The organism is Serratia sp. KH_031 (genome assembly GCF_057839655.1).
This window is the reverse complement of the sequence record NZ_CM174496.1, coordinates 98,343-110,639: the sequence shown is the minus strand read 5'-3', so window position 1 is coordinate 110,639 and position 12,297 is coordinate 98,343. Positions and strand designations below refer to the sequence as shown.

The 12,297-nt window shown below is 51.6% G+C and carries 10 protein-coding genes; 3 read left to right on the top strand and 7 right to left on the bottom strand.

Annotation, left to right across the window (positions count from 1 at the left end; all coding sequences use genetic code 11):
- Positions 1 to 192 (bottom strand): cellulose biosynthesis protein BcsR, encoded by a 192-nt coding sequence (bcsR, locus tag AC3ISQ_RS00480; RefSeq protein WP_489350049.1) that lies wholly within the window; start codon positions 190 to 192, stop codon positions 1 to 3.
- 194 nt (positions 193 to 386) lie between these two features.
- Between bcsR and bcsE the strand changes: the two genes are divergently transcribed.
- From bcsE to bcsG, 3 genes are read left to right on the top strand one after another with little or no spacing between them, the layout of a single operon-like run.
- A complete protein-coding gene (gene bcsE, locus AC3ISQ_RS00475) occupies positions 387 to 1,949 on the top strand; it encodes a cellulose biosynthesis protein BcsE (protein ID WP_489350048.1) in 1,563 nt (520 codons plus the stop codon).
- Positions 1,946 to 2,143: a cellulose biosynthesis protein BcsF gene (bcsF, locus tag AC3ISQ_RS00470; RefSeq protein ID WP_489350047.1), complete on the top strand. Its 198-nt coding sequence runs from the start codon at positions 1,946 to 1,948 to the stop codon at positions 2,141 to 2,143. The genes bcsE and bcsF overlap by 4 nt, the downstream gene beginning before the upstream one ends.
- Before the next feature lie 2 nt (positions 2,144 to 2,145).
- Positions 2,146 to 3,786, top strand: coding sequence for a cellulose biosynthesis protein BcsG (gene bcsG / locus AC3ISQ_RS00465; RefSeq protein ID WP_489350046.1), 1,641 nt, complete (start codon positions 2,146 to 2,148; stop codon positions 3,784 to 3,786).
- Positions 3,787 to 3,975: 189 nt separating this feature from the next.
- Here bcsG and dppF read toward each other — a convergent pair whose 3' ends face one another.
- From dppF to AC3ISQ_RS00435, 6 genes are all read right to left on the bottom strand, one after another.
- The gene (gene dppF / locus AC3ISQ_RS00460; RefSeq protein ID WP_489350045.1) at positions 3,976 to 4,968 is read right to left on the bottom strand and encodes a dipeptide ABC transporter ATP-binding subunit DppF; all 993 of its coding nucleotides are present in this window, start codon (positions 4,966 to 4,968) and stop codon (positions 3,976 to 3,978) included.
- Entirely contained in the window at positions 4,965 to 5,945 is a 981-nt protein-coding gene (dppD, locus tag AC3ISQ_RS00455) for a dipeptide ABC transporter ATP-binding protein (RefSeq protein ID WP_489350044.1), read from the bottom strand. The genes dppF and dppD overlap by 4 nt, the downstream gene beginning before the upstream one ends.
- A gap of 13 nt (positions 5,946 to 5,958) precedes the next feature.
- Positions 5,959 to 6,861 carry a dipeptide ABC transporter permease DppC gene (gene dppC, locus AC3ISQ_RS00450; protein ID WP_489350043.1) on the bottom strand — a complete coding sequence of 301 codons (903 nt, stop codon included), beginning with the start codon at positions 6,859 to 6,861 and terminating at the stop codon, positions 5,959 to 5,961.
- Positions 6,862 to 6,872: 11 nt separating this feature from the next.
- The gene (dppB, locus tag AC3ISQ_RS00445) at positions 6,873 to 7,892 is read right to left on the bottom strand and encodes a dipeptide ABC transporter permease DppB (protein ID WP_489350042.1); all 1,020 of its coding nucleotides are present in this window, start codon (positions 7,890 to 7,892) and stop codon (positions 6,873 to 6,875) included.
- A gap of 148 nt (positions 7,893 to 8,040) precedes the next feature.
- Complete coding sequence (gene dppA, locus AC3ISQ_RS00440; protein WP_489350041.1) at positions 8,041 to 9,648, bottom strand: dipeptide ABC transporter periplasmic-binding protein DppA; 1,608 nt, start codon at positions 9,646 to 9,648, stop codon at positions 8,041 to 8,043.
- A 584-nt stretch (positions 9,649 to 10,232) separates the two neighbouring features.
- The gene (locus tag AC3ISQ_RS00435) at positions 10,233 to 11,918 is read right to left on the bottom strand and encodes a glycosyl hydrolase family 18 protein (protein ID WP_489350040.1); all 1,686 of its coding nucleotides are present in this window, start codon (positions 11,916 to 11,918) and stop codon (positions 10,233 to 10,235) included.
- Positions 11,919 to 12,297: the final 379 nt, after the last annotated feature.

The window sequence follows — 12,297 nt, the reverse complement described above, 5'->3', positions numbered from 1 at the left end:
TTATTGACTCCCCGTTTTATTTGCCAGCTCACCCAACAACGGCCAGCGCGTCATCATTTGCGCTAACCGTTCCTGTCGTGAAATATCGATATAGTTTAATTTTGGTAAAGAAAAAGCCTGACTCAGCGCCAGCAAATCGTCCTGACTTTCTGCTGAAACTACGGCATTAAAATCGGGTAATGGGTTATTCATCCTGCCGCCACAAGAAATAGGCTACGGTTAATTAACTATAGCAATGATAAAAAGAAAATGACCCGCGAGATGATTCCTAATGGTTATAATTTCACGGGGGTTATGTTTGTTATTATGGATGGCAATGTTACAATTGTTTAATAGCTTTATCCAGTTAGCCCGCTGCACTTTCACCAAACGTAGAAAAACAACCTATGGCACATTCATTCTCATTAGGTATTCGGCAGATTTGGGAAGAACTGTCTGTTATGCAGTCCTCCGGGCTGTATTGGATTAATATCGATCGTCAAATCGATGCCGATCTGTTGTGCCAACAAATGATCGCCGCACAGGCAGAAACCAGCCGCGTGGCGCTGATTTATAGTGGTGATAAGCCCGATAAATTACTCACCGAATTGATTTCGCCGTCATTAAAAAAACTCCCTTTGTATAGCTTGCCGGAAAAAAAGGCCGCATTGCTGCATTTTCGCGACGATATGATGCGGGTGCTCAGACCGACCCACCGTTTGCTGATCCTATTAGTGCACGCCAGCTTGTGGCAAACCTTTACCAGTGACGAGCTATTACAGTGGACCAGCTCACTAGGCCGTTGGTTGCGCCAACAGCAGTGTACGTTAGCGATCCTCAGCCACGGCAGCGGCGTCAACAAACTCAAAGGACAACTCAGCAATCAGCACCGTATTCTCGACGGCCTATCCAGCCTGCAATGGCAGCAAGATAACGCCCAATATCTGGTGAATTGGTGGAGTACAGAGAACGGCATCAATGCCAATCAGCAACTGACGCTGTATCGCGGCGAGCAGGGTTGGCAAGGTGACGATGACAGCAATAAACCTTCTCCCACCGCAGCGCGTAATGACGAAAATCGTTATCTGGCGGAACAAAGCATTTTGGAAGGCGCACCACCGCTTTCTGCCAACTGGCAACTGCTGGCGAACAATAACGAACTGGCGCAGCATGGGATGTTAACGCTAGCGGCCACGCTGATTTTTGCCCTAGCCAAAAGTGAACAAATCGACGCGCTGGCAAGCCAGATCCACAACTTACGCCGCCAACGCGGTAACAGCCTAAAAATCGTCGTGCGCGAGATGAGCGCCAGCCTGCGTTACAGCGATGAACGCCTGCTGTTGGCCTGCGGGGCTAACCTTATCGTGCCGCACGTAGCCTCGCTTTCACGCTTTTTGACCATGTTAGAAGGCATCCAAGGGCAACGTTTCCCGCGCCATGTTCCTGCCGATATTGACGCCCTACTGCGCGGGTTGCGCCCATTGCAACTCAAAGGTTATATGAAGCCCAAAGACTTTAGTCAGGCGGTGCTAACGCTGATGGAAAACACTCTGTTGCCGGAGGATGGCAAAGGGGTGATGGTGGCATTGCGCCCAGCTCCCGGTCTACGTGCCGAGCAGGCGTTAACCTTGTGCCACCTGCGCCGTTTTGGTGACGTAATGACCGTGGTGCAAAATCGCTTGGTACTGTTCCTTTCCACCTGCCGCATTAACGATCTCGACACCGCGTTGAAGTTTATCTTTCGCTTGCCGGTAGACGAGGCATTCAGTAACCGTGTCGTTTGGCATCAAGACGTCGATATTGTTTCTGAAATCAAACAAATGGCTCATGGCAGCAATCTGCTTTCACCGCTCAGCGGGCAAGCCATCGCCAGCACCAAAAAAGTCATACAGGAAGCGAGCGCCACGCCAGAGCGCCGTCAGCCGGTCGCTTTTACCTTAGCCACCGGCGCAGCGGAGAACAAGGCATGATGAATCTCACTGACATTGTGCAACTGGTGCTGCTGTGCGCCTTGGTGTTCGTGCCGTTGGGTTACGCTTTCCATCGACGTTTCCCACATTGGCGGCAGCATTGGCAAAACCTATTGCTCTCACCGCGTTATTTGAAATCTGCTGGGTTATGGGTGCGTAACGGCGCGTCATCTCAGATTAAACATAAGAAATAACCATGAACCCAAAAAATACCCACAACGAAAGCGGCTTATGGCGCTACTGGCGCGGTCTCGGTGGCTGGAACCTGTACTTTTTAGCTAAGTTTGCTTTGCTATGGTTCGGCTACTTGAACTTCCATGCGTTGCCGAATTTGGTGTTTATGGCTTTCTTGCTGATGCCAATCCCTTCGTTGCGTCTGCATCGTTGGCGGCACCTCATCGCCATTCCGATCGGCTTCGGCCTGTTTTGGCACGATACTTGGTTGCCGGGCATCAACAGTATTCTCAGCCAAGGCTCGCAACTGGCGGGTTTCAGCCCGCAATACCTGCTTGAACTGGCAAACCGCTTTATTAACTGGCAAATGGTCGGTGCCGGGTTTGTGATGCTGGTCGGCTACCTATTCCTGAGCCAGTGGCTACGTATTACGGTGTTTTCCGTGGTGGCATTGGTGTGGCTAAATCTGCTGGCTATTGGTGGCCCGGCATTCTCGTTGATGCCAACTAGCAGCACGTCGCCCACCGCTGCGACCACCACAACCCCAGCGGTGACAGCAGACACCGCTGCCGACAGCGCTCCACCGACCAACGCCAACCTGACCGCTTATCTGAACAAGTTTTATGAACAGGAAAAAGGCCGCGCCACCACTTTCCCTACCACGTTACCTGCGGATGCCCAACCGTTCGACTTGCTGATTATCAACATCTGTTCGCTGGCCTGGAGCGACGTGGAAGCCTCCAAGCTGGAGAACCACCCGCTGTGGGCGAAAATGGACATCCTATTCGACAACTTCAACTCGGCAACCGCCTATAGCGGCCCTGCGTCGATCCGTCTGTTGCGCGCCAGTTGCGGCCAGCCATCGCACCACGATCTGTATCAACCCGTCGGTCAGCAATGTTACCTGTTCGATAATCTCGCCAAGTTGGGCTTTAAAGAACAATTGATGATGGACCACTCCGGCGTGTTCGGTAACTACCTGAAAGAACTGCGCGAACAAGGGGATTTACAGGCTCCATTGATGTCGCAAGCCGGTTTAGGCAACGAACTGGCTTCGTTCGATGGTGAACCGATTTACAACGATCTGGCACTGTTCAATCGCTGGTTGGAACAGCAGAAAAAAGCCGGTGATGCGCGCAGTGCCACCTTCGTCAACCTGATCCCACTGCACGACGGCAACCACTTCGCTGGCTCCAACAAAACCGCCGATTATCCACCACGGGCGAAAACGCTGTTCGATCAGTTGAACACTTTCCTAGGCGAACTGGAGAAATCTGGCCGTAAAGTGATGGTGGTTGTGGTGCCAGAGCACGGCGCAGCGCTGGTTGGCGACAAGATGCAGATGTCCGGCCTGCGTGATATCCCCAGCCCAAGCATCACCCATATTCCGGTCGGGATTAAACTGGTGGGAATGCAAGCACCGCAGCCAAGCAGCCCGGTGCACGTCAAAACACCGAGCAGTTATCTGGCGCTGTCAGAACTGGTCGCCCGTATGGTCGATGGTAAAGCGTTCGCTGCGCCTAGCGTCGACTGGCAAACTCTGACGCAGAATCTGCCACAAACACCGGTTATTTCTGAGAATGACAATGCCGTGGTGATGCAATATCAGGGCAAAACCTATATTCGGTTGAATGGCGGAGATTGGGTGCCTTATCCACAATAAATAAGGTGATAAATAGCGAGATAATCATTAGAAATAATGAGTTGCTATTTAACGACTCCACGAAGAATCTTAATAACCCTATTTTTTAATCACTGATTAATAGATTTTAAAATAGTAAAAATTGATAGCTAACCTGATATTTAGATCAAGAAACGCCGGTATCGCTACCGGCGTTAGACTTTTTAATCCCTATGAACTTACCGCTTCTTCATCCTGATCGACCGCGAAACACGCCACCATTTGCTCACCGTACTGTTTCAATTGTGGTTGCAACTGGGTGCAGGTGCCGAAGGCACGGCGGCAACGGGCGTTGAAGGCGCAACCCGGTGGTGGGCTCATTGGGCTTGGCAGTTCGCCAGTCAGTTTGATGCGCTCACGGCGACTTCCTGGATTCAACCGCGGTGTGGCAGACAGCAGAGCTTGGGTGTACGGATGGCGCGGATTGTTGAAGATGGCGTCTTTACTGCCCTTCTCCACGCAGCGCCCCAAATACATCACCATCACCTCATCGGCGATATGCTCCACCACCGACAAATCATGCGAGATGAACACGTACGACAGCCCCAAGTCCTGCTGCAAATCCATCATCAGGTTCAAGACCTGCGCACGTACCGAAACGTCGAGCGCGGAAACCGGTTCGTCGGCAATCACCACGTCAGGGTTGAGCATCAACCCACGGGCGATAGCGATACGCTGACGCTGACCGCCGGAGAACATATGCGGGTAACGATCGTAATGCTCGGTTTTCAGCCCAACCTTCGCCATCATCTCCAACGCCTTTTCGCGTCGTTCGGCGCTGCTCAGCGGCGTGTTGATCAACAACGGTTCCTCGAGGATCTGCCCGACCTTTTTACGTGGGTTGAGCGATCCATAAGGATTCTGGAACACGATTTGGATCTTCTGACGGCGCAATTTCTCAGCCGTTGCATCCGGTTGCAGCAAATCCTGCCCGCGATAATACAACTCACCGCCGGTCGGCACTTCGATCATGGTTAACAAACGACCCAGCGTCGATTTACCACAACCAGATTCCCCCACCACCGCCAGCGTTTTGCCGCGTTCGAGAGTAAAGGAAACGCCATCTAGCGCCTTAACCAATCGCTCTTGAGCAAACAATCCTTTCTTCACCGGGTAATGTTTTTTCAGGTCAATGGCCTGCAATAAAGGTTGATTCTGGCTCATACGGTCGGCCTCCCTGCATCATCCAGCGGTGTGTGACATTTAACCTGACGACCAGGAATGCTGCGCAGTTCTGGCTCTTCTTGACGACAACGCTCGGTCGCATACGGACAACGTGGGTTGAGCAGGCAACCGTTCGGACGATCGTATTTCCCCGGCACCACGCCCGACAGTGAGGCCAAGCGCGCTTTGTCGGTAGAGAACTCCGGCAACGCCCGCAGCAACGCCTGAGTATAAGGGTGACGCGGCGCACGGAAGATTTCCGCAGCTTTGCCCGATTCCACCACTTGCCCGGCGTACATCACGATGATGTGGTGCGCGGCTTCCGCCACCAGCGCCAAATCGTGGGTGATCAGCATCAACGCCATGTTTTCGCGCTGTTGCAATTCCAGCAGCAGTTCGATGATCTGCGCTTGAATAGTCACGTCGAGTGCCGTTGTCGGTTCATCGGCAATCAGCAATTTTGGCCGGCAGGCAATCGCCATCGCGATCATCACGCGCTGGCTCATACCACCGGAAAGTTGGTGCGGATAAACATCCAAGCGCGAGCTGGGATCAGGAATGCCCACTTGGTTCAGCAGATCGATAGCGCGTTGGCGACGAGTGCGACGGTTGCCGCCCTGATGCACTTTCAGCGCTTCCATAATCTGATAACCCACGGTGTAACACGGGTTGAGGCTGGTCATTGGGTCTTGGAAGATCATCGCCACTTCAGAACCCACCAATTGGCGGCGCTCTTTTTCGGAGATCTTACGCAAATCTTGGCCGTTGAACTCCAGTTTGTCGGCCATCACTTTGCCGGGGAAGTCGATTAACCCCATGATTGCCAACGAACTAACGGATTTACCCGAACCGGATTCACCCACAATCCCAACCACTTGCCCCTGCTCCACACTGTAACTAATTCGGTCAACCGCGCGGAACGGTTCGCCTTGGTCACCGAAGTGCACCGAAAGCTTGTCTATATTCAATAACGCCATGATCCGTTCCTCGTTACTGCTTGAGTTTGGGGTCGAGAGCATCACGCAAGCCGTCCCCCATCAGGTTAAAGGCCAGTACGGTCAGCAAGATAGCCACACCAGGGAAGGTCACGACCCACCAAGCACTTTGCGCGAACTGCAATACGTCGGCGAGCATGGTGCCCCACTCCGGCGTTGGCGGTTGCGCACCCATACCGAGGAAGCCGAGAGCGGCCATATCGAGGATTGCGTTAGAGAAACCAAGGGAAGCCTGCACGATAAGCGGTGCCAAGCAGTTTGGTAAAATATTGACGAACATCTGGCGCAGCGCACCGGCGCCCGCTACCCGTGAAGCGGTGACGTAATCGCGGTTCACTTCGACCAGTACCGCCGCACGGGTTAAACGCACGTAGTGCGGCAGGGCAACGAAGGTCAGCGCCAGTGAAGCATTCACGATCGACGGACCAAATACCGCCACCAGCACCAATGCCAGCAACAGACTTGGCAGCGCTAGCATGATGTCAACGACACGCATGATGACAGCATCCACCACGCCGCCGAAGTACCCCGCCAGCAGGCCAAAAATCACGCCCATGATCAGCGACAGTACCACCACCAAACAACCGACCAACAGCGACAGACGTGCGCCATACATCAGGCGCGATAACACATCACGACCGACATCATCGGTGCCAAGGATATATTGCCAACTGCCGCCTTCCTGCCAGGCCGGCGGCTTAAGTAGAGCATCGCGGAACTGTTCGGCTGGCAAGTGTGGCGCTAACCAACCCGCACCAAGCGCGACGACCAGCATAATAACGATATAAACCAGGCCAACAACAGCCCCTTTGTTGCGCTTGAAATAGTGCCAAAACTCCTGAAACGGGGTCATTGGCTTCGGCGCACCTTTAACAACAGACTCGGTAACTTGAGACATTAGAGCGCCCCTTATTTCTTGTGGCGAATACGCGGGTTGACCACGCCGTAGAGCAGATCTACCAGCAGGTTAACCAAAATGATCATACAGGCGACCAGCAACACGCCGCCCTGCACCACCGGATAATCACGGCGTTGCAATGCTTCCATCAGCCAACGCCCCAGCCCCGGCCAAGAGAAGATAGTTTCGGTCAGAATCGCACCGGCCAGCATAGTACCGACCTGCAAACCAATCACCGTCACTACTGGCAGCAAAGCGTTACGCAAGGCATGAACTACGATCACCCGCATCCGGCTCACACCTTTGGCGCGGGCAGTACGAATGTAGTCTTCTCCCAACACTTCCAGCATTGAAGAGCGCGTCATACGCACGATCACCGCTAGCGGAATGGTGCCCAACACGATGGCAGGCAGAATCATGTGCATCACGGCGTCAATGAAGTCGCCCGGCTCGCCCCAGATCAGGGTGTCGATCAGCATAAAACCGGTCAACGGCAGGCTATCGTCGAGGAAGATGGTATCGCTGACTCGCCCCGATACCGGCGTCAGGTTGAGCTGCACCGACACCAGCATGATCAGCATGATGCCCCACCAGAAAATCGGCATCGAATAGCCAGTGAGAGAAATTCCTACTGCGGTGTGATCGAAAATTGAGCCGCGCCGAACCGCCGCCAGCACGCCGACCGGAATGCCGACGATCACCGCGAAGAGCATCGCGCAGAGCCCAAGTTCAAACGTGGCTTTGAAGCGCGGAACGAATTCTTCCCAAACGGAGATACGGCTTTTGAGTGACGTACCCAAATCGCCATGCAGCACATTGGTTACGTAGGTGAAATATTGTTGATAAAGCGGCTTATCCAGCCCCATTTCTGCCATCAACTGAGCGTGGCGTTCTGCGGAGATCCCGCGTTCCCCGGCCATAATGGTCACCGGATCGCCGGGAATCATATGGACGAATGCAAAAGTCAGCAAGGTAATGCCGATAAACGTTGGGATAACTAACCCCAAACGTCGGAGTATGAACTGCAACATATCCCGAACTCTCTGTATAAAGTGCCCGGCGGCTCATCGTCCACCGGGCTTATTAATGCTCACACAACTTTGAACGTTATTACAGGGACGGGAACACCGAAGCGTAGGTTATACGCCCCGGAATCCAATACCCGTCTTTAACTCAAAATCAGTCTAAAGAAACGTTTTCGAAGTGATGTTTCCCTAACGGATCAACCACGTAGCCTTTCACTTCCTTACGCACTGGCTCGTAAACGGTAGAGTGGGCAACAATCAGCGCCGGAGCTTGATCATGCATCACTACCTGAGCCTGTTTGTACAGTTCTATGCGTTTTTCGTGGTTGCTTTCGGCACGCGCCGGTTGAATCAGATCTTCAAACGGCTTGTAGCACCAGCGGGAGTAGTTGGAGCCATCTTTCGCTGCGGCGCAGCTAAACAGCGTGGCGAAGAAGTTGTCTGGGTCCCCATTGTCGCCAGTCCAACCCATCATCACTGTCTGATGCTCACCGTCTTTGGCGCGCTTGAGGTACTCACCCCACTCGTAGGAAACGATCTTGGCTTTCACACCAATCTTCGCCCAGTCATTCTGGATCATTTCCGCCATACGACGGGCGTTCGGGTTGTACGGACGCTGTACTGGCATTGCCCACAGATCGATGGAGAAACCATCCGGCATACCGGCTTCTTTCAGCAACTCTTTCGCTTTGGCAGGATCGTAGGTGTAATCCTTCACCGCGTCGTTGTAGCTCCACATGGTTGGTGGGATCAGGTTTTTGGCCGCTTGACCAGCCCCCTGATAAACCGCTTCGATGATAGCGTTTTTGTTCACCGCCAAGGTCAGCGCCTGACGTACTTTCACGTTATCCAGTGGTTTCTTCTCGACGTTGAACGAAACATAACCGACGTTCAAGCCTGGTTGCTCCATCAGGTTGATGGTTTTGTCTTGCTTCATACGGGCGATGTCAGCCGGGTTCGGATACGGCATCACCTGACATTCGTTCTTTTGCAGTTTGGCATAACGCACAGAAGCATCCGGCGTGATGGAGAACACTAAGCGATCGATTTTCGGCTTGGTGCCCCAGTAACCATCAAATGCCTTGTACTGAATTTTGGAGTCTTTCTGGTATTGCAGCAGTTGGAATGGACCGGTACCGACTGGGTTCAAGTCCACTTTTTCTGGTGTCCCTGCTTTCATCATGTTGTCGGCGTATTCCGCAGACAGGATGGAAGCGAAGTCCATACCCAGATCGGCCAAGAATGGTGCTTCTGGACGCGTCAGCGTGAATTTCACGGTGTTGTCGTCCACTTTCTCAACTTTGCTGATCAGATCCTGCATACCCATGCCTTGGAAGTACTCATAGGTACCACCAGACACTTTATGGTAGGCGTTTTTCGGATCTAACTGACGCATAAAGGAATACACCACGTCGTCAGCAGTGAGTTCGCGGGTCGGTTTGAAGTCTTTGGTGCTTTGCCACTTCACGCCTTTACGCAGGTGGAAGGTATAGGTTTTACCGTCTTCGCTGACGTCCCATTTTTCCGCCAGACCCGGTTGCAACTCGGTAGTACCGGTTTTGAACTCGACCAGACGGTTATAAATTGGCACCGAGCTGGCGTCATAGGTGGTACCAGAGGTGAATAACTGCGGGTTGAACCCTTCAGGAGAACCTTCAGAACAGTAAACCAGCGTCTTTGCCTGCACACTAGCCGCTACGGTTAGCGCAATCAAACCGATACCGAACTTCAGCATCCCAGACTTCCCTAAGGAACTTGTCATCTTTAGTGCCCCATTTGTGATGTGGTGATGTGTGTAATTACCGCCAGACCCTATATTTTTTATTGCACGGCCTGTGCGGTCAGCGCCCGAAGGCAGAAGGAACAATGGCGAAGGTAGCGGATGGAACGCATCGCTGCCTGGGTGTCTGAGCGCGTGGAAACCACTCAAACCGCCCTCGCTCTTACCCCTGAGGCTAACAAATTGCCAACTGTTTGGGGTGCCGTCAATATAACCAGTAGGGATTTACGCATACTGTGAGAAACAGCAAACAAACATAAAAAAAACCTTTCGTTAACACTTCCAGCATTAAAATATAGGCTATGGGTTTATATTCAGGCCAATCGACTGCATTACAGAATGTGAACAGAGTTAACCTCCAATAAAAAACCCAAAAAGTTTGTTACTGAATGCTGAATATATGAGCGGTTATTTTTGTTTTCTGGGTTAAAGGCAGGAGGAAATGCTGAAGACCCCCTCGAAAGAGTGAGTCCGAAAGGCGCTTTTTGTGCCCTGAATCACAACAATGAGCGCAGCGTAAAAAAAGCCGGAGGTAAAACTTACCCTCCGGCAGGGACTACAATCGATTATTGAGCGGTGTTACCTAAACTGGCGTTCATGGTGTTGAGAATATCACCGTTGTCAGCATCAATTTCCCAAGCGAACAGACCACCCAGTTGGTTATCCAGCACATACTGACCTTTTGCCTGTACCGAACGCGCATCGTCAAAGGTGATCAAATCGCCAGTTGAAGCTTTGAACACATAGGGTGCTTCAGCCGCTGCGTCGTAGCTATACACCCATTCACCGCTCATGTACTCATTAGCGATCTGGCGATAATCCACGATGCCATTCTCCCAAGTCCCCTTAACCGGCCCCGTAGCAGTACCTGTGAACGGATTGTTGGTCTGGTAGCCGCTAACTCCAGTCCAGCCACGTCCGTACATCGCTGCACCCACCACGATCTTGCCCGGGCTCACATTTTGTGCCAACAGCGCCTGCACACCGTTATTGGTAGTGTACGCAGTATCTGGCCTCCAAGTTGGGGCCTTCAACGCGGTCTGGTGACCCAAATCCGTCAGAGAGAAAGCTCCGTAGAAGTCGTAGCTCATCAGGAAGATGTGATCCATCGAGTTCTGCGCGGTGTTGTAATCGACTTTGTCGATCTTGTCCTTACCGGCGCTGATAGCAGATGTCAGCTCATACTTCTTACCGGTTTCCACCGACAGTTGATCCAGCATCGCACGCAGGTCTTTCATCAGTTGCACATAGGTTGCTCCATCCTGCGCGCTGCCCAGAGTCGGGTTAGCACCTTGACCACCAGGGAATTCCCAGTCAATGTCTACGCCGTCAAAGAACTTCCAGGTCTTCAGGAAATCCTTCACCGAGGCCACGAAACGATCGCGCTTCACTTGATCGTCCATAAAGTAGAACGGATCAGACAGCGTCCAGCCCCCAATTGATGGCAGGATTTTCAGATCTGGCCGCGCCTGTTTTAACGCCATCAACTGCCCAAAGTTACCTTTGTAGGGGTCGTCCCAAGCGGTGACGCCTTTTTGCGATTTCTGCACCGCAGCGAACGGATCGTGGATTGAGACTTTAAAGTCCTCACGTCCCAGACAAGATTTCTGCAACGCTTGGAAACTGCCCTCGATCTCTTTCAGGCTATCGTTGATGCCATCACCACCACAGATCGGAATAAAGCCGTACAAGATGTGGGTCAGGTTTTTCGCTGGCAGTTTATCGACGGTAAAGTTGCGCCCATATACACCCCACTCAACAAAATAAGTGCCTACCACTTTGCCGGAGTTTTGGCTATACGGTTTATTCTTTTCCAACAGCGGTTCATTTAATGGTGCTAAATGACTGCCATCGGTATCGGCAACCACGATTGGCGTTGCATCGCTGCTGGTACAACCTTCAGCATTACATAACGCCACCTGCATTTGATACTTGCCACCTTTATTGACTTTAAAATTCGCTGTACCGGAAGTTCCGGTTGATGGCCCAGTCCAAACTTCCTTACCGTTTAATAAAACTTTCGCCGTAGTTCCCGCATCGCCACTCCATAAATCCCATGAAACAGCAATATCAGCCGCATCTTTAACTTTCACTAAATCTTTATAAGCCGTCGCCGCTTGGTCGACTTCCACAATAGCGAACTTGGTATTACCCCAAGCAATCGATGGTTTGCCTGGCACCGCGGCCTGCGCCGTAGAACACAACGTGCTGCCAATCAGCAACGCCAACAGCGGTTTATTAAATTTGCGCATAACTGAATTCCTTTAAATCCGAGAGGATAAAATAAAACCTTAATCAGCAAATTATTTCATAGTGAATTTATTCCAAAAATAATTAACCAATGATTAAAGTAATCAAATAAAATCACAGTTTTGTCACGCAATAAGAATCAATGGCTCTCATTACGTACATTCAGAATATAGATAAATAAAAAAAGAATACAAGAGTGTTATCAACAGAGCTTTGTGATGCAAAGATGAATTAATTAAAATATGGTGAATGAAAGCCAGAAAGAATAAGGAGCGTGAATTAATTGCTAGGGAAATATAAGAATTGATCATATATAAATAACTATTGTCATCATTGACAACACACCATGACTGTTGTTATTGCCACCAACACTTAAGGAAG